Here is an 18,615-nt window from a genome sequence, read left to right as displayed (position 1 = left end):
CGCGCGGCGCCGCCGGTTCCCTGCGCCTTTACATGCGGAAATGCTCGCCCAGATAGACGCGCCGCACGCTTTCGTTTTCGATGATTTCGCTTGGCGCGCCGGCGGCGAGCACGCTGCCGTCGCTGATGATGTAAGCGTGGTCGCAGATGCCGAGCGTTTCACGCACGTTGTGATCGGTGATTAGCACGCCAATATTGCGCTGCTTCAGAAATTTAACGATCTTCTGGATTTCCAGCACCGCGATCGGGTCGACGCCCGCGAACGGTTCGTCGAGCAGAATAAAGCTCGGATTCGTGGCGAGCGCCCGCGCGATTTCCACGCGGCGGCGCTCGCCGCCCGACAGCGAAAGCGCCGGATTTTCACGCAAATGCGCGATTTGCAGTTCGTCCAGCAGCGCTTCGGTGCGGTTCGTGATGGCGTCTTTGGACAGGCGCTTGCCGTTGTCCTCGTGCTGCAGTTCGAGCACCGCGCGAATGTTTTCCTCGACGGAAAGCTTGCGGAACACCGAGGCTTCCTGCGGCAGATACGACAGCCCCAGCGAAGCGCGCTTGTGAATCGGCAAGAGGCTGATCGATTTGCCGTCCAGGTCGATTTCGCCGGCATCGAGCGGCACGAGGCCGACGATCATATAGAACGACGTCGTCTTGCCCGCGCCGTTCGGACCGAGCAGGCCGACCACTTCGCCGCTTTTCACATCGAGCGAAACGTCTTTGACGACCGTGCGCGAACCGTAGCGCTTTTTCAGATTCCGTACGACCAGCGAACTACTCGTACCTGCGGGCTTGCGATTGGGTAGGGACGCGGAGGTGCTCACTGATTCGGCGCTCCCTGAATCGTGGTGGACGGCGCGAGCGTGGCCGATGCGCCGTTCAGCGGCGCAGCGCCGCCGTTGCGCGGCGACAGCATCGCGCGCACGCGGCCGCTCGGGTTGCCCGGGCCGGCGACGTCCTTGCCCGCCTTCGCGGTATAGAAGTCTTTCTGGCCGTCATACGTGATGACGCTGCCGTGCACCTGATCGATCACGGTGGACAGACCCTGCAGGCGCTTGACGGTCGCATTCGTGGTAAGCGTGGTCAGATCCTGCTTGCCGTCGTAGTCGATACGAATAGCCGTGCCTTCGATGTATTCGTCGAGACCTTCGCGCTTCTGGCGGAAGTACGACAGATTGCCGCCGCTCGACGTGCCGGTCGCGTACTGATAGCCCTGCGGGTCTTGCGTCACTTCGACGCGATCGGCCTTGATCACGATCGTGCCCTTGGTGGCGACCACATGGCCGGTGAAGATGTTGACCTGCTTCAGGTCGTCGTAAGTCATGTTGTCCGCTTCGATGTTGAGCGGCTTGTCCTTGTCGGCGCGGTCCGCGTGCGCGAGCGGCGCGAAGCCGGCGAGCGGCAAGGCGACCAGGAGCGCAGTGAGTCCGGCGCGGCACGCCGACACGGCGCGCGAGCGGCCGGTATCAAAACGGGGGAACGATTCGTTCATGCAGTCACGCCTGGAATGGATTTACCCGGGTTGCTTGGGCGAGCTGCCGCCGGCGTCGGACGCGGCGATCGCGCCTTTTACGTTGCCGAAGAGCTTCATCACCCGGGTGACGTTGTTGTAGTTCATGCCGCTGGCGGTCATCACGGACACGCCGCGCTGAAGTTTAACCGGCTTTTCTGTCTCGATCACATCGTCGTTGACGAGCACGCGGAAATGCTCGGAATCGGCCTGCATCTGCGGATCGCCGTAGCCTGCGGAGCGCAGAATGCGGGCGTTGCCGTACAGATCGACGATGGACGCGTCGCCGTTCACCTTGCCCGTGTCGCCGGTCGCGGTCACAACCGGCTTGCCGGGCTGGAACGCGCGCATCGCGGGCTTCACGAGATCGCTCAGTTCGTCGTCTTCGTAATGAATCAGCGACTGCGCGGTCAGGCGATATTGCGTCGAGCCCGACTGGTCGAGTTCGGACACCGAGAAGTTGTCGGCGAAGTAGTCCGGCGTGTGCTCCTTGGGACGCACCACGCCTTCGTTTTGCCGCGGCAACGTGGCCTGCAAAAGCCACCACGTGATGCCCGCGAGCGCGGCCATCGCGACGAGCGGAATCAGCGAAGTCAGGCGAAACTGGTTGTTCATCCCACGAGGCCTCGCGTTTCGCCGCTGCAGGCGGCCGCGAGCAGCGCCTCGTACTTGTGCTGGGCGCGCAGTAGGGTGTCGCAGACTTCGCGTGCCGCGCCGTGACCGCCGCGCGCCTCGCTGACCCAATGCGCCCGCGCGATCACTTCAGGATGCGAATTGGCGGGCGCCGCCGCGAAGCCGACCTTCAGCATCACGCCGAGATCGACCCAGTCGTCGCCCATGTAGCCGCATTCGTCGGCGCTCATGCCGGTTGCTTCGAGCAGATCGGCGAATGCCTGCGGCTTGTTGTCGATGCCCTGATACACATGCGTGATGTGCATTTCCTTCGCGCGCGCCGCGACGATGCCCGACTTGCGGCCGGTGATGATCGCCGTTTCAATGCCGGCCTGGCGCAGCAGCTTCATGCCGTGGCCGTCCATGGAATTGAAGGCTTTCATCGTGTCGCCTTCCGCCGTGAAAAGCAGGCCGCCGTCGGTCAGCACGCCGTCGACGTCGAAAATCATCAGCTTCACGCGGCTCGCGCGTTCGGTAGCGGTAGGGGGCGCGACGGCCATCAGATCACCTTCTTCGAGAACAGGTCGTGCATGTTGAGCGCGCCGATCAGCTTGCCCGCTTCGTCGACGACCAGCATCTGATTGATGCGATGGCGCTCCATCAGTTCCACGGCTTCGACCGCGAGATGATCTGGACCGATGGTGCGCGGATCGGCGGTCATGACGGCGGCGATGGACAGCGCGCGGAAATCGCCGTCGCGCTCCAGCACGCGGCGCAAATCGCCGTCGGTGAAAATGCCTTTTACGCGGTCTTCCTGATCGACAATCGCGGTCATGCCCATGCGCTTCGCGGTCAACTGGAACAGCGCGTCGCGCACGGTGGCTTCAGGCGTGACCTTCGGCACCTGGTCGCCGGTGCGCATGACGTCGCTGACATACGTGAGCAGGCGGCGGCCGAGCGCGCCGCCCGGATGCGAGCGCGCGAAATCGTCGCGGCCGAAACCCCGCGCGTCGAGCACCGCGACGGCGAGCGCGTCGCCGAGCGCAAGCGCTGCGGTGGTGCTCGCGGTGGGCGCAAGATTCATCGGACACGCTTCTTTCGCGACGCCGGAATTCAGATGCACGTCGGCCAGTTTCGCCAGACTCGACGACGGCCGGCCGGTCATCGCAATCAGCTTCGCGCCGATCCGTTTGATGAGCGGCAGAATCGCCACGAGTTCTTCGGTTTCACCGGAATTGGACAGCGCGAGGAAGACGTCGTCGGCGGTGACCATGCCGAGATCGCCGTGGCTTGCTTCTGCCGGATGCACGAAGAAAGCCGGCGTACCCGTGCTCGCGAGCGTGGCCGCGAGCTTGCGCGCCACATGTCCCGACTTGCCGATGCCCGAGACCACCACGCGCCCACGGCAACCCAGGATGAAGTCGACCGCGCCGACGAACGCGTCGTCGAGCTGATCGCGAAGCGCGCGCACGGCGTCCGCTTCGATGTCGAGCACGTCGCGAGCGAGCGCGAGTGCCCGGTCGCCATTGATTTTCGCTATCATTCGCGAAGTATAGCAAAGGCGCCTGTTCGCCGCGCCGGGCCTGCTGTGCAAAGCCGCTGCCTCCATTGCCCGCTTTATCGCCCTGTATAACGGCCCCTCAACCTTGTCGCACGGCGTGTTCCGTGCGCGGTTCCGCTGACGAACGAGGACGCTTTACCCATGCGTTTTTGCCGATGATTTCCCCGCTGGAGATGACGCTCTTCCTGCTGCTGGCATCAGTAGCGGGCGTGGTGGTTTTTCGCTTTCTGAATCTTCCGCCGATGCTCGGCTATCTGACCGTCGGCATTCTTGTCGGGCCGAATGCGCTCGGTCTCGTTCCCGATTCGGTCGGCGCGCAGAATCTCGCCGAATTCGGCGTCGTGTTCCTGATGTTTTCCATCGGCCTCGAGTTCTCGCTCGCGAAGCTGCGCTCGATGCGCCGCCTCGTCTTCGGCCTCGGCCTGTTGCAGGTGCTCGGCACGATCGTGGTCGCCGTGTCGCTCGGTTTCGCGTTCGAGCGCTGGGTACATATCAAATGGCAGGCGAGCATCGCACTCGGCGGCGCGCTCGCGATGTCGTCGACGGCCATTGTCAGCAAGATGCTCGCGGAGCGCCTCGAGATCGAGACCGAGCACGGCCGCAATATCTTCGGCGTGCTGCTGTTTCAGGATCTCGCGGTGGTGCCGCTCCTCATCATCATTTCGGCGCTCGGCGGCGATTCGAAAGACCTGATGAACGCGCTCGGCATCGCGGCGATCAAGATCGTCGTCGCGTTGTCGCTGCTGTTGATCGTCGGTCAGAAGTTCATGACGCGCTGGTTCAACGTGGTCGCGCGGCGGCGCTCGCAGGAACTGTTCATTCTCAATCTGTTGCTCGTCACGCTCGGCTCCGCGTTCATCACGGACAAGTTCGGTCTTTCGCTTGCGCTCGGCGCGTTTATCGCCGGCATGCTGATCGCGGAGACGCCGTATCGTCATCAGGTGGAAGAAGACATCAAGCCGTTTCGCGACGTGCTGCTCGGGCTCTTCTTCGTCACGACCGGCATGCTGCTGAATCCGCGTGTGATCTGGGAGCATCCGCTGATCGTGCTCGGCTTCCTGATCGGGCCGACCTTGCTGAAGGCGGTGATGATCACGGGGCTTTCGCGGCTGTTCGGCGCGTCGCCGGGCGTCGCGATGCGCACGGGCCTCGGCCTCGCGCAAGCCGGCGAATTCGGCTTCGTGCTGCTGAATCTGATCCTCGACAAACATCTCGTCGACGCCACGCTGTTGCAGGCCATTCTCGCCGCGATGCTGCTCTCCATGCTCGCCGCGCCGTTCCTGATCCAGAACGCGGACCGTATCGTGCTGCGCCTGTCTTCGACCGAATGGATGATGCAGTCGCTGCAGATGACGCGCATCGCCACGCAGAGCCTGAAGCAAAGCGGCCACGTGATCATTTGCGGCTACGGCCGCGCGGGGCAGAACCTTGCGCGCATGCTCGAACATGAAGGTCTTTCGTACGTCGCGCTGGACCTCGACCCGGATCGCGTGCAAGCGGCGGCGACGGCGGGCGAATCGGTCGTGTTCGGCGATGCCGGGCGGCGCGAGTCGCTGCTCGCGGCCGGCATTCACCGCGCCGCGGCGATCGCGATCACGTATGCGAACACGCCGTCGGCATTGCGCGTGCTGCACAACATTCATGAACTTGAGCCGACCTTGCCGGTCATCGTTCGTACCGTCGACGACGCCGATCTGGAAAAGCTGCTGGCCGCAGGCGCAACCGAGGTGATTCCGGAGATTGTCGAAGGCAGCCTGATGCTCGCATCGCACACGCTGGTGGTGATGGGCGTGCCGATGCGCCGCGTGGTGCGCCGCGTCGAGGAAATGCGCGACGAGCGCTATGCGCTGCTGCGCGGCTATTTCCACGGCGCCGACGACATGGACGACGACGACGGTCACGAACAGGTGCGGCTACAATCGGTCCCGGTCGATACGAATGCCGACGCGGTCGGCCGCACGCTGGCGGAGCTGGGCCTGTACGAACTCGGTGTCGAAGTCACGGCGATTCGCCGGCACGGCATTCGCGGCGTGGAGCCCGATCCGTCGACCAAGCTGCGCGCGAGCGACATCGTCGTGTTGCGCGGCTTGCCGGAGCAACTGGCGCAGGCCGAGGAGCGGCTCTCGAAACACCGCCGCGCGGGCGCCGCCGCGGCATAGCGAATGCGCGGCACGGTCCGCGCGTCCAGCATCGATTCAGCTTTTCATTGGGCCTTACGCGGTCCATCCGGAGACATCATGTCAAACGCGCTTGCGAGCGCGCCGCTCGACGCGGCCGACTACATCAAGAGCCACATTCGCACGGTTCAGGACTGGCCGCAGGCCGGCGTGCAGTTTCGCGACATCACGCCGCTGTTGCGCGAGCCGAGATCGCTGCGTGTGCTGATCGACCTGTTCGTGCAGCGTTATATCGACGCCAAGCTCGACTACATCGCCGGGCTCGACGCGCGCGGTTTCATCATCGGGCCGATTCTCGCGTATGAGCTGAACCTCGGCTTCATTCCGATCCGTAAGGAGGGCAAACTGCCCTACAAGCGCGCGTCGCAATCGTACGAGCTCGAATACGGCACGGCCACCGTGGAAATTCACGAGGACGCGTGCAAGCCGGGCGACCGCGTGTTGATCGTCGACGATCTGATCGCGACCGGCGGCACGATGATGGCCGGCAAGATTCTGCTCGAGCGGCTCGGCGCGGTCGTCGTTGAAGGCGCGGCGATTATCGACTTGCCCGAGCTTGGCGGCTCGAAGCTGCTCGCGGGCGGCGGTCTGCCGCTTTATACCGTGACGAGTTTCGACGGTCATTGAGCGCGGCGCCACGCCGCTGTGTGCGCCTTGCTGTCCGCATAAAGAAAGGTAGGTAAGAACGATGCCCAACTTCGCCTTGTTCCTCGCCACATCGATTGCGATCACGATGGCGCCCGGTCCCGACAATCTGCAAGTGCTCGCGCGCGGCATCTCGCAGGGCCGCGCCGCGGGTCTCGTCGCGGCGCTCGGCTTTGCGACGGGCATCACGTTCCACACGACACTGGCCGCGCTCGGCGTGGCCGCGTTGCTGCGCTCGTCGCCGCTCGCGTTTGAGGCCATCAAACTGGCCGGCGCCGCGTATCTCGTGTGGATCGGCATCAAGGCGCTGCGCAGCCAGGGCCTCGCGACCGCTCACGAACGCGCGCCGCAACCGTTGATGACCGTGTTCCGTCAAAGCGTGCTCGGCAATCTGCTCAATCCGAAAGTGACGCTGTTCTTTGTCGTGTTCCTGCCGCAATTCGTGCAGACCGGCGGTGCACAAAACGGTGCACAAAGCGTCACGGTGCAGATGCTGGAACTCGGCGCGCTTTTCATGTTGCAGACGCTGGTGGTGTTTTCGCTGTTCGGCGTGTGCGCGGGAATGATCGGCGGATGGCTGAGGCGGCGGCCGCGCGTGGGTGTGTGGCTCGACCGTCTTGCGGGCGCTACGTTTATTGCACTGGGAATTCGCGTCACGTTGCGCGACTAATCAGCTACGCGGCTGACGACGTGCCGCACTTGTCGTCCAGCCTCGCTGGAAAAAATGTGGAGTGTCGAATGAGTTTGCCTTGCCTCGTTGCCGCGCGCCGCTTCGATGCTCACGCGCATCTGCCGCTCTGGATCGACGCCGAGCAGGTCGGCTGGATTCGTTCGGACGACGTACGTTTGCTCGCGCGCTGGCCCGACGTGTTCGAGATCGACGATGCGCGCGTGAAGCTCGCGCCGGCCTTCAACACAGTCGATCTGCGCAGCGCGGCGCTCGGTTCGGTGATCGGCGCTCTTGCCGCCGACGGGCGCATTCCAGGCTGGCGCAACGAGACCTACGCGATCCGCAACGCGTTCGACGCGCGGCCGCTCGCGTACATCGAGCGCGCGGCGTCGCGCTTCTTCGGCACGATGACGTACGCGGTGCATCTGAACGGCGTCGTAGAATATGCGGACGGCGGCGCGCCGGGATTGTGGATCGCGCGCCGCAGCGACACCAAGGCGACCGATCCGGGCATGCTCGACAATGTCGTGGCGGGCGGAATCGGCTGGGGTTTCAGCGTCGAGACGACGATCGTCAAGGAATGCTGGGAAGAAGCCGGCATTCCCGAGGAAATCGCCGTGCGCGCCGTGGCGGGGCGCACCGCTTATGTGCTGCAATCGTTGCCGGAAGGCACACAGGCCGAGCAGATTTTCATCTACGACCTCGCGCTGCCGGCCGATTTTGCGCCGCGTAATCAGGACGGCGAAGTCGGTGAGCACCGGCTTGCCCGCATCGACGAAGTGGCGCGCTGGATCGAGGAAGGTGCAATGACCGTCGACGCGAGTCTCGCCACGCTCGACTGCCTGCTGCGTCGCCGCTGGATCGACGAAGAGGCATGCCAGGGAATAGAGGCGCTGTTTACGCCGCCCATAATGGGTTGACAGCAGCGCGGCGCGAGACGCCTGGCGTTGAAACCAGCGACACCGAACAAACCACGCATTGAAGAAGGGAGTCACCCAGGTCATGTCGACCGATCACAGCTTTATCCTCAAACTGTCGTGCGCCGATCGGCCCGGCATCGTCCACGCCGTGTCGGGCTTTCTGTTCGAGCGCGGCAGCAATATTCTCGACTCCGCGCAGTTCGGCGACAGCCGCACCGGCGAGTTCTTCATGCGCGTGCATTTCCAGCAGGTGGGCGGCGATCCGGGGCTCGACGCACTGCGCGTGTCGTTTGCGACGCTCGCCGAGCAGTTCGGCATGAACTGGGAGTTGCACGATGCATCGGTGAAGCCGCGCGTCGTGATCATGGTGTCGAAGATCGGCCATTGCCTGAACGACCTGCTGTTCCGCTACCGCACCGGTCAGTTGAACATCGAGATTCCGGCGATCATTTCGAACCACAAGGAGTTCTATCAGCTCGCCGCGAGCTACGACATTCCGTTCCATCATTTTCCGCTGCTGGGCGGCACGCCCGAGGCCAAGGCGGCGCAGGAAGCGCGCGTGCTCGAAGTGATCGACGAGCATCAGGCGGATCTCGTCGTGCTCGCGCGCTACATGCAGATTTTGTCGCCGAAGCTGTGCGAAGCGCTCGCCGGACGCGCGATCAATATTCATCACTCGTTCCTGCCGAGCTTCAAGGGCGCGAAGCCGTATTACCAGGCGTTCGACCGCGGCGTGAAGCTGATCGGCGCAACCGCGCACTACGTGACGACCGATCTGGACGAAGGTCCGATCATCGAGCAGGAAGTGGAGCGCGTGGACCACAGCATGACGCCGGAGCAGTTGACGGCGATTGGCCGCGACGTCGAATGCGTGACGCTCGCGCGCGCGGTGAAGTGGCACGTCGAGCATCGGGTGGTGTTGAACGGGAGTAAGACGGTGGTGTTTCGGTAGGAGGTTGGGGCCGCTGCCGCGGCTCGGCGTGATGTTGAGCGTCGCGGCGGCGCACCTTCGTTGTAATTCAAATGAAGCCGGTGCGTTTCGCACAATGCGTACGAACGTGTTAACGATGCGCAGTGCCAAGGCGTGGCGCTTGAAGATGCCGCCGCGATGAATTGCTCTCCTCCCGCCGCCTTATTCCGACGCCACCTCTTCCCGTGACCGCTCGGGCATCCGGTCGGCGTTGCGCGCGACTGGCGCTCTCTGAGTTTCCTCCACGCTCTGAGCCTTCCTCGCCTTCACCGCCGCCCCTCGGCGCGCATTCAGCTTCCTTAGCCAGATCAGCAATCCAGTCGCGCTCAGCACGGCCACTGCGATGCCGACCGCGCTAATCAATATCCGTCCGCCGACACCGAGAATACGACCCGAGTGCAGCGGAAATTGAACCTGCATGAAGATGTCGCCGGCCGTGCCCTTGCCGGGAATCTGCTTGCCGAGCAGTTTGCCGGTGGCCGCGTCCCAGTACATCCACGGGTTGCCGAGGCCCATGTCGCCGTGATCGTTGCCCGTCTCGTAGAAGCCGACGCCGTAGGTGTGCAGGAACTCCGCGTAGTACATGCCGCCCGGCGGCACGGCGATGTGCTGCGCCTTGCCGGCTTCTTCGGCGAGCTGCACGATGCGCTCGCGACTGAGCACGCCGTCGCCGGGCTTGGGCGCGCGGACGATCTCGGGATTGTTGATCGGGTCCGGCGTGAGCGTCGAAAACATCGACACGATGGGGCGCACAACGGGTGCGGCGAGATTCATCGACACCGACGTCAGCGCGACGATCATGAGCAGGCCCCAGATCCACACGCCGCCCGAGCGATGCAGGTCGAAGGTGAGCGCATAGCCGCCGCGCCCGAAGCGGAACGCGAGCGACTTGCGCCACGCCTTGAGACTCGGAAACGACAGGCCGAGCGCAATGACGCTGTCGAACAGCCAGACGATGCCGACCACGCCCATCAGCCAGACGCCGGCATCGACGCCGCCGGTAAACGGCAAATGCAGCGTGTAGTGCAGCTTGTAAATGAACGGAATCAGGTTGATGCGCGACAGGGAAAAGGCGCCCCATTCGCGGCGCCCCTGCACGTCGCCGGTGGCCGGATCGACGGCGATCTGGTTGAAGTCCAGCTTGTACGGCGCTCGCGTGGCCGGGTCGATGCGCGGCAGCACCATCATCTGCAACGTATGGCCGGGCTCGGCCGCGAGCGGCAGATACGTCACTTGCACGCGCGGATCGGCAGCCTCGACGCGCCGCGCGAGTTCCAGCCCCGACAACGCCGGCCCTGGCGTGCGCGCCTCGAAGAAGGACGGGTTGAGCGCGGCGTCGAGTTCGTGATCCCACGCGATCACCGCGCCGGTCAATCCCGCGACGAACAGGAACAGCGCCGTGGCCACGCCGAACCAGCGATGCAGGCGAACGAACTGGCGCCTCATGAGCGGGCCAACGAAAGCAAGAAAAAATCCGGGGGACGTGTCACTGCGAGAGTCGGCGCGTAAATGGGAATTGTTCGCATCTTAAGCGACGCACGTTGTCGGCGGCAAGTTCTCTGAAAGGTTTGCTAAGGCGATAGTTGCTGCGACGCGTCAAAACCCGTTGAAGTCCCGCTGCATAAGGCTTGGCCCACCGTCCGCGCGTGCCAAGTGCGGCAAAATGTCGCATGAAGGGGCTTACAATCCGCATAGTTTTTCGGCATCATCCCGTCCCGTGTAATGGGAATGATTCTCATTCGTTAAGTGAATCACCGACGACGGGAAAGGGAATGAACAAACATAACGGGGAAGCGCGTCCACAGAAAACGCGCACGAAGCGTCGATTGCACTGGGCCGCGTGCCTGGCGCTGACGGCCACTCAGGCGGCGCTCGCACAGTCAGTGCCGCCGGCGTCGACACCAGCGTCGCCATCGGCATCGGCGGATAGCGAAGACAAGGCGCTGCCGACGGTCAAAGTCACTGCGGCGCAGGACACCACGCAGCATCTGAAAGAGGACGTCGGCAGCGGAGCGCTCGGCACGCGTTCGCAACTCGATACGCCGTTTTCGACGACCGTCGTGACGAGCGAGGAGTTGCAGGATCGCCAGCCGTCGAAACTCGGCGACGTGTTCGCCACCGACGCCTCCGTGTCCGACAACGGCAACGCGTACAACGCGTGGGCCACGTATCTGACGGTGCGCGGCATGCAGCTCGACTGGCAGTCGGGTTTCAAAATCGACGGCATGCCGTTCAACAGCTATGGCATCACGATGCCGTACGAGCAGCTCGAAAAAGTCGAGTTGCTGAAAGGCCTGACCGGCTTCATGTACGGCTTCGGCGCGCCGGGCGGCGTCGTCAACTACGTGACGAAGAAGCCGCCGGTCTCGACGACGCCCGTGCGCAGCGTCGACGTCGGCTATTACACGGACGGCGTCTGGACCGAGCACGCGGACCTCGGCGGCCGCGTCGGCCCCAACGGTATGTTCGGCTATCGCCTGAACGCGACGCACGAGGAAGGCAAAACCTATAACGACGGCAACGTGCGGCGCGATTCGGTTTCGGTCGCGCTCGACGCCCGCATCACGCGCGACCTCAAGGCCACCTTCGGCGCGCTGTATCAGGAGCGCCATTCCACCGGCATCACCGGTTCGATTTCGACGGCGCAATACACCGGCACGTCGCTCCCGCATACGATCAGCGGCGGCACCGGCGACCTGTCCGGTCCCGACCAGCATCTGAATACGAACCTGCAGCTCTACACGGCGGGGCTTCAGTACAACCTCGGCGAGAACTGGACGCTCAATGCGAGCTACAGCTACAGCAAGAGCTCGCGCGATCGCAACGAAAGCACGTACTACCTGCTGAACGGCGCGGGCGATTACACCGACAGCCGTTTCGCCGGCAAGGAAGGGCATCAGCTGAGCTTGTGGCAGGTGTCCGCGGAAGGCCAGGTGAAGACCGGACCGCTGCAGCATCAACTCGTATTCGGCGCCGCGTATCAGCGGCAGACGAACGACTACGGCGCGAACAGCTTCTTCGGGCAGATCGGCACGGGCAACATCTATCAGCCGAATACGAACACGTTCGGCGGCGCGTCGAACTACTACACGTATCGCGACAGCGACATCACGCAGAAGGCGCTGTTCGCGAGCGACACCATCCAGTTGACGCAGCGTTGGTCGGTGCTCGGCGGCGTGCGGTACACGAACTACGAGCAGCACGGCTACTCGACCAGCGGCGCCACAACGTCGACGTACAGCCAGAACGGCGTGGTCACGCCGACCGTCGCGGTGATGTTCAAGCTCGCGCCGACCACGACGCTTTACACGAGCTACGTGGAGTCACTGGAAGCGGGCACGGTGGTCGGCGACACGTATGCAAACCGCGGCGAGCTGCTCAAGCCGTTGCGCAGCAAGCAGTACGAAGTCGGCATCAAGACGGAGCAGGGACGCTGGAGCGCGACGGCCGCGCTGTTCCGCATCGAACGCGGCGCGGCTTACGCGAACAGCGCGAACGTCTACACGCAGGACGGCGAGTCGATCTTCCAGGGCATCGAGATGGGCGGCGACGTGCGTCTCGGCAGCCACTGGAATGTCGGCGGCGATCTCATGTGGATCAATACGAAGTACGAGCGTGGCGCGGCCAACAACGGCAATCGCGTGGCGGGCGCGCCGCAGTTCGTCGTCGCCGGTCATGCGACTTACTCGGTGCCGTACGTGCCGGGTCTGCGCATCGGCGCGGACGCCAAGTTCACGGGCAATACGAACGTGCGGCCGTCGTCGAATCTGAACGCGCCGGGCTATATGCTCGTGAACCTCGGCGCGAGCTATGCGACGCGAATCGGCGGCTATGACGTGACGTTCCGCGCGGCCATCGACAACCTGCTCAACCGCCGTTACTGGGAATACCAGTACGCGGATTACGTGACGCCGGGCGATCCGCGCACGCTGTCACTGAACGCGCGCATCGACTTCTGACGATGAAAAAAAACGGCACCGCGGTGCCGTTTTCCTTGCCTGCGAGCCGAGCGGCGCGCAACGAACCTAAACCAGCCTCAGATAAATCAGCTCACGCTTGATATACGCATAGAAGATCGGCGCGGCGACCACGCCCGGCAGACCGAACGCGGCTTCCATGACCAGCATCGCCACGAGCAGTTCCCACGCGCGCGCCTCGATCTGTCCGCCGACGATCCGCGCGTTCAGGAAGTACTCGAGCTTGTGGATCAGGATCAGAAACGCGAGCGACATGACCGCGGCAGGAAAGCTGACCGACAGCGCGACCGCCACGATAATCGTGTTCGAAATCAGATTGCCGATGACCGGCAGCAAGCCGACGATGAACGTGATCAGCACCAGCGTTTTCGACAGCGGCAACTGGTCGTGGAACATCGGCAGCACGACCAGCAGGAAGATGCCGGTGAATACCGCGTTGATCGCGGAGATTTTCACCTGGGCGAACACGATGCGGCGAAACGCGTCGGCGAAACGCGTCACGCGCGTGACGAACGCCGTGGACAGCGGCAGCCGCTGCATATGCTTCTGCGCGCTGACCGCGATAATCGCGCCGATGATCATGCCGATCAGAATGTGCGTGAACGCGCGCGCCGCCGTCTTGCCGCTTTGCTGGAGCATGTTCGCGTGCGTCTGCATCAGCTCGCCGGCCTTGGCTTTCATCTGCTCGGTGTCGACCGGCAGAGAGCTCGCGATGAATTGCGGAATCCGGCCGCGCGCCTGATCGATCAGTTGCATCGCCTGGTCGAGCAGCTTCTGCACGCTCGGCACGTCGTTCTCGAAGTGCTCGATGACGCCGAGCGTGAGGCCCGTGAGCGCGCCGACGATCACCGTCGAGAGAATCACGACCGCCAGCCAGCGCGCCCGCCCGCTCGACATATGCCGCTCGATGCGCGGCGCGATGGTATGCACGAGCTGGAACACCAGCAGCCCGGCGAGCAGCGCGCCGAGCAGCCGGAGCTGGATCACCGCCCACATGCCGAACAGCATCAGCACATAGCTGCCGATCTCGACCGCCGAGAGTTTCGGCAGGCTCATATTGCTGGTCAGCCTGACCGGGCGTGGGCGCAGGTCCTGCACTTGCCCTTCTTCGCTCGCCTGATTCCGCTTGGCCATGGCTTATCCGTCTCCAACCCGTGTTGTGCAGCGTTACTTTTTACTGGCCGCGCGTTTCAGCAAAGGCGCCAGGTATCTACCGGTAAAACTTGCTTTGGACTTCGCGATCTGCTCGGGCGTGCCTTGCGCGATGATCTGGCCGCCGCCCGCGCCGCCTTCCGGACCCATGTCGATGACCCAGTCGGCAGTTTTGATTACATCGAGATTATGCTCGATGATCACGACGGTATTACCCTGGTCGCGTAACCGATGAATAACTTCCAGCAGCAGCGCAATGTCATGAAAGTGCAACCCGGTCGTGGGTTCGTCGAGAATGTATAGCGTGCGACCGGTATCACGCTTGCTCAGTTCCAGGGATAGTTTGACGCGCTGCGCCTCGCCGCCCGACAGCGTGGTCGCGGACTGCCCCAGCCGGATATAGCCGAGGCCCACGTCGAGCAAGGTTTTCAGCTTGCGCGCGACGACCGGCACCGGCCTGAAGAACTCGTACGCGTGCTCGACGGTCATGTCGAGCACTTCGCTGATGTTCTTGCCTTTGTACTGCACGTCGAGCGTTTCGCGGTTGTAGCGCTTGCCGTGGCAGACGTCGCAAGGCACGTACACGTCCGGCAGAAAGTGCATTTCGACCTTCAGCACGCCATCGCCCTGACAGGACTCGCAGCGGCCGCCCTTCACGTTGAACGAGAAACGCCCCGGGTCGTAGCCGCGCTCCTTGGCGGAGGGGACGCCCGCGAACAGTTCGCGGATCGGCGTGAAGAGGCCCGTGTAAGTGGCCGGATTGGAGCGCGGCGTGCGGCCGATCGGCGACTGGTCGACGTTGATCACCTTGTCGAAATGCTCCAGTCCCTCGATCGACTCGTACGGCGCGGGCTCCGTGGACGACCCATAAAGGTGATGCGCGACCGCCTGATACAGCGTGTCGTTGATGAGCGTCGACTTGCCCGAGCCCGACACGCCGGTCACGCACGTCAGCAGCCCGACCGGCAGATCGAGCGTGACGTGCCGCAGATTGTTGCCGTGCGCCTCGACGATGCGCAGATGCCGCTCGTCCGGGTCCTTGCGCTCGTCCGGATACTCGATGGTGCGCGCGCCGGACATGTACTGCCCCGTCATCGAAGCCGCATTGGCCTGCACCTGCTTCGGCGTGCCCTCGGCGATCACCATGCCGCCATGCTCGCCCGCGCCCGGACCCATGTCGACCACGTAGTCGGCCATGCGGATCATGTCTTCGTCGTGCTCGACCACGATCACCGAGTTGCCCAGATCGCGCAGATGCTTGAGCGTGGAGATCAGCCGGTCGTTGTCGCGCTGATGCAGTCCGATGGACGGCTCGTCGAGCACGTACATCACGCCGGTGAGGCCGGAGCCGATCTGCGACGCGAGGCGAATGCGCTGCGCCTCGCCGCCCGACAGCGTTTCGGCGCTGCGTTCGAGCGACAGATAATCGAGCCCGACGTTGTTCAGGAACATGAGCCGCGCGACGATTTCCTTGATGACCTTGTCGGCGATCTCGCGCTTCGAGCCTTCGAGGCGCAGCGTCTGGAAGTAGCCGAGCGCATCGCGCAACGGCCAACCGCTGATTTCGTAGATGCCGCGCGCGTCGCCGTCCGCGCCGATCCGCACGAAGCGCGCTTCGCGGCGCAGCCGCGTGCCCGCGCACGCGGGGCACGGCTGATTGTTCTGGTACTTGGCGAGTTCCTCGCGCACCGCGGCCGAATCCGTTTCGCGGTAACGCCGCTCCAGATTCGGAATGATGCCTTCGAACACATGCTCGCGGACCGACGCGCGCCCGCGCTCGTTGATGTACGAGAACGGAATTTCCTGCTTGCCCGAGCCGAACAGCAGGATCTTGCGGACCTTTTCCGGCAGGTCTTCGACGGCGGTGTCGATGTCGAAATCGTAGAACGCCGCGAGGCTTTGCAGCATCTGGAAGTAGAACTGGTTGCGCCGGTCCCAGCCCTTCACCGCGCCAGCCGCAAGCGACAGCGACGGATGCGCGACCACCCGCTTCGGATCGAAGAAAGTAATCTGGCCGAGGCCGTCGCATTCCGGGCACGCGCCCATCGGATTGTTAAACGAGAAGAGCCGCGGCTCCAGTTCCTGAAGCGAATACGAGCAGATCGGGCACGCGAACTTGGAACTGAACAGATGCTGCTTGTCCGTGTCCATTTCCAGCGCGATCGCGCGGCCGTCGGCGAGACGCAGCGCGGTTTCGAACGATTCCGCGAGACGCTGCTTCATGTCGGGACGCACCTTCAGGCGGTCCACGACCACGTCGATGGTGTGCTTGTCGTTCTTCTTCAGCTTCGGCAGCGAGTCGACGTCGTAGATCTTCGCGGCGCCTTCGTTGGCCGTGCCGCCGCCCGAGCGCACACGGAAACGGATGAAGCCCTGCGCCTGCATTTCCTCGAACAGTTCGACGTGCTCGCCCTTGCGGTCGGCCACGACCGGCGCGAGGATCATCAGCTTCGTTTCGTCCGGCAACGCGAGCGCCGCGTCGACCATTTGCGACACGCTTTGCGCCTCGAGCGGGATTTCGTGGTCCGGGCAATAGGGCGTGCCGACGCGTGCGAACAATAGCCGCAGGTAGTCGTGAATCTCGGTGACGGTGCCGACCGTCGAACGCGGGTTATGCGAGGTGGCCTTCTGCTCGATCGAGATGGCCGGCGACAGGCCCTCGATCAGATCGACATCGGGCTTTTCCATCAATTGCAGGAATTGACGCGCGTACGCCGACAGGCTTTCGACGTAGCGCCGCTGTCCTTCCGCATAGAGCGTGTCGAACGCGAGCGACGATTTCCCCGAGCCGGAAAGACCGGTAATAACGACGAGCTTGTGACGTGGTAGGTCGAGATTGACGTTCTTCAGGTTGTGGGTGCGAGCCCCACGAATACGGATTTGTTCCACGGATTTATTCCATGAACTGCGGAAAGAGGAAGAGGCTAAACCTGCTACTATAACGACTTTTCAAGGCCGCCGTTACGGCTTCCTGACGGCCTCAACAAGGCCTTAGGCGTGCTGTAAGACTGCGGCCAGGCGCTGCGGCAAAAATCTAACTGGGGCCGTTTTCCGTCAGTGCAAGGCGTCTCCCGGGAAAGCCGTCCGGCCGTGCTGCCCGGTCCGCGACCAGCTCATTCAAAGAACGCTTCCGATGTCCAATCCGTCCGCCACATCTTCACGCATGAGCGCGCCTGAACTGCGCGCGACCGTGTCGCTTGCCGCCATCTTCGCGCTGCGCATGCTCGGTCTCTTCATGATCATGCCGGTGTTCTCCATCTACGCGAAGACGATTCCCGGCGGTGACAACGTGCTGCTCGTCGGCATCGCGCTCGGCGCGTACGGCGTCACGCAGTCGATGCTGTACATCTTCTACGGCTGGGTCTCCGACAAGGTGGGCCGCAAGCCGGTCATCGCGACGGGGCTCCTGATCTTCGCGCTTGGCAGCTTCGTCGCGGCGGGCGCGCACGACATGACGTGGATCATCGTCGGCCGGGTGATTCAGGGCATGGGCGCGGTGTCGTCGGCGGTGATTGCTTTTATTGCCGACCTCACCGCGGAAGAGCACCGCACGAAGGCGATGGCGATGGTCGGCGGCAGCATCGGCATGTCGTTCGCGGTGGCGATTGTCGGCGCGCCGATCGTCTTTCATTGGGTCGGCATGAGCGGGCTGTTCACGCTGGTCGGCGTGTTTTCGATCCTGGCCGTGGGCGTCGTGCTGTGGGTCGTGCCCGATGCGCCGAAGCCCGTGCATGTGCGCGCGCCGTTCGCCGAAGTGCTGCACAACGTCGAACTGCTGCGCCTGAATTTCGGCGTGCTCGTTTTGCACGCCACTCAAACGGCATTGTTCCTCGTGGTGCCGCGCATTCTCGAAGCGGGCGGCCTGCCGGTCGCGTCGCACTGGAAGGTGTATTTGCCCGTCATGGGACTCTCGTTCGTGATGATGGTGCCGGCGATCATCGCCGCGGAAAAGCGCGGACAGATGAAAACCGTGCTGCTCTCTGCGATCGCTCTTATCCTGTTCGGACAGTTGTTATTGGGCGTCGCTCCGCATACGATTCTGAGTGTGGCGGCCATCCTCTTTGTGTACTTTCTCGGCTTCAATATTCTCGAGGCGTCGCAGCCTTCGCTGGTGTCGAAACTGGCGCCGGGCAACCGCAAGGGCGCGGCTGCCGGCGTGTACAACACGACGCAGTCCATCGGTCTCGCGTTGGGCGGCATGATCGGCGGCTGGCTGTTGAAAGTGGATGGCCCCAGCACGGTGTTTTTTGCGTGCTCGGGGCTCGTCTTATGCTGGCTTATAATCGCCGCAAAGATGAAACAGCCGCCGCGCAAGGCCTGAAGAATTTCGCGGCGCACGCAGCATATTCGGGGCCTATCCCGGCATCACCCAGAACTCACCCGGCGGCGGGCAGAGGCGCATTCCGATCCACGGCCCGCAGGCCATGAGAC

15 protein-coding genes are annotated in these 18,615 nt (G+C 63.6%); 7 read left to right on the top strand and 8 right to left on the bottom strand.

Annotated features, from left to right (window positions below; all coding sequences use genetic code 11):
• Positions 1 to 28 precede the first annotated feature (28 nt).
• From lptB to kdsD, 5 genes are read right to left on the bottom strand one after another with little or no spacing between them, the layout of a single operon-like run.
• Positions 29 to 814 (bottom strand): LPS export ABC transporter ATP-binding protein, encoded by a 786-nt coding sequence (gene lptB, locus C8K18_RS27465; RefSeq protein ID WP_029969704.1) that lies wholly within the window; start codon positions 812 to 814, stop codon positions 29 to 31.
• Positions 811 to 1,482, bottom strand: coding sequence for a lipopolysaccharide transport periplasmic protein LptA (gene lptA, locus C8K18_RS27460; RefSeq protein WP_107710491.1), 672 nt, complete (start codon positions 1,480 to 1,482; stop codon positions 811 to 813). The genes lptB and lptA overlap by 4 nt, the downstream gene beginning before the upstream one ends.
• 21 nt (positions 1,483 to 1,503) lie before the next feature.
• Positions 1,504 to 2,115, bottom strand: coding sequence for an LPS export ABC transporter periplasmic protein LptC (gene lptC / locus C8K18_RS27455; protein ID WP_006048023.1), 612 nt, complete (start codon positions 2,113 to 2,115; stop codon positions 1,504 to 1,506).
• Positions 2,112 to 2,672 (bottom strand): HAD family hydrolase, encoded by a 561-nt coding sequence (locus tag C8K18_RS27450; protein WP_006048022.1) that lies wholly within the window; start codon positions 2,670 to 2,672, stop codon positions 2,112 to 2,114. Before C8K18_RS27450 ends, lptC begins: the two co-directional genes overlap by 4 nt.
• On the bottom strand, positions 2,672 to 3,655 hold the full coding sequence (gene kdsD, locus C8K18_RS27445; RefSeq protein ID WP_029969706.1) for an arabinose 5-phosphate isomerase KdsD: 984 nt from the start codon (positions 3,653 to 3,655) through the stop codon (positions 2,672 to 2,674). The genes C8K18_RS27450 and kdsD overlap by 1 nt, the downstream gene beginning before the upstream one ends.
• Positions 3,656 to 3,828: 173 nt before the next feature.
• Here kdsD and C8K18_RS27440 point away from each other — a divergent pair, with 173 nt between their 5' ends.
• The 5 genes from C8K18_RS27440 to purU all read left to right on the top strand — a co-directional run bounded on the left by C8K18_RS27440 (position 3,829) and on the right by purU (position 9,037).
• Positions 3,829 to 5,832 (top strand): monovalent cation:proton antiporter family protein, encoded by a 2,004-nt coding sequence (locus C8K18_RS27440; RefSeq protein WP_006048020.1) that lies wholly within the window; start codon positions 3,829 to 3,831, stop codon positions 5,830 to 5,832.
• A 78-nt stretch (positions 5,833 to 5,910) separates the two neighbouring features.
• Positions 5,911 to 6,477 (top strand): adenine phosphoribosyltransferase, encoded by a 567-nt coding sequence (locus C8K18_RS27435; RefSeq protein ID WP_006048019.1) that lies wholly within the window; start codon positions 5,911 to 5,913, stop codon positions 6,475 to 6,477.
• A gap of 61 nt (positions 6,478 to 6,538) precedes the next feature.
• Complete coding sequence (locus tag C8K18_RS27430) at positions 6,539 to 7,165, top strand: LysE family translocator (RefSeq protein WP_107710490.1); 627 nt, start codon at positions 6,539 to 6,541, stop codon at positions 7,163 to 7,165.
• A gap of 68 nt (positions 7,166 to 7,233) precedes the next feature.
• Complete coding sequence (locus C8K18_RS27425; RefSeq protein ID WP_029969710.1) at positions 7,234 to 8,085, top strand: DUF4743 domain-containing protein; 852 nt, start codon at positions 7,234 to 7,236, stop codon at positions 8,083 to 8,085.
• Between the two features lie 82 nt (positions 8,086 to 8,167).
• Positions 8,168 to 9,037, top strand: coding sequence for a formyltetrahydrofolate deformylase (purU, locus tag C8K18_RS27420; RefSeq protein ID WP_006048016.1), 870 nt, complete (start codon positions 8,168 to 8,170; stop codon positions 9,035 to 9,037).
• Between the two features lie 180 nt (positions 9,038 to 9,217).
• On the opposite strand, the gene C8K18_RS27415 is transcribed toward purU, so the two are convergent.
• Positions 9,218 to 10,501, bottom strand: coding sequence for a PepSY domain-containing protein (locus tag C8K18_RS27415; protein WP_107710489.1), 1,284 nt, complete (start codon positions 10,499 to 10,501; stop codon positions 9,218 to 9,220).
• Between the two features lie 326 nt (positions 10,502 to 10,827).
• On the opposite strand from C8K18_RS27415, the gene C8K18_RS27410 reads away from it, so the two are divergent.
• Positions 10,828 to 13,014, top strand: a complete 2,187-nt coding sequence (locus C8K18_RS27410) for a TonB-dependent siderophore receptor (protein WP_029969715.1) — start codon at positions 10,828 to 10,830, stop codon at positions 13,012 to 13,014.
• Between the two features lie 66 nt (positions 13,015 to 13,080).
• Here the strand turns inward: C8K18_RS27410 and C8K18_RS27405 are convergent, their stop codons facing one another.
• Both C8K18_RS27405 and uvrA read right to left on the bottom strand, forming a co-directional pair.
• Entirely contained in the window at positions 13,081 to 14,166 is a 1,086-nt protein-coding gene (locus C8K18_RS27405; RefSeq protein WP_006048012.1) for an AI-2E family transporter, read from the bottom strand.
• Positions 14,167 to 14,199: 33 nt separating this feature from the next.
• On the bottom strand, positions 14,200 to 17,073 hold the full coding sequence (uvrA, locus tag C8K18_RS27400; RefSeq protein ID WP_107710488.1) for an excinuclease ABC subunit UvrA: 2,874 nt from the start codon (positions 17,071 to 17,073) through the stop codon (positions 14,200 to 14,202).
• A gap of 244 nt (positions 17,074 to 17,317) precedes the next feature.
• Here uvrA and C8K18_RS27395 point away from each other — a divergent pair, with 244 nt between their 5' ends.
• Positions 17,318 to 18,505 (top strand): MFS transporter, encoded by a 1,188-nt coding sequence (locus C8K18_RS27395; RefSeq protein ID WP_029969720.1) that lies wholly within the window; start codon positions 17,318 to 17,320, stop codon positions 18,503 to 18,505.
• Positions 18,506 to 18,615 lie beyond the last annotated feature (110 nt).

The sequence above is a fragment of the Paraburkholderia sp. GV068 genome (assembly GCF_003058125.1).
Lineage (GTDB): Bacteria > Pseudomonadota > Gammaproteobacteria > Burkholderiales > Burkholderiaceae > Paraburkholderia > Paraburkholderia graminis.
The sequence above is the reverse complement of the archived record's forward strand: the minus strand, read 5'-3'. Positions and strand labels throughout refer to the sequence as shown.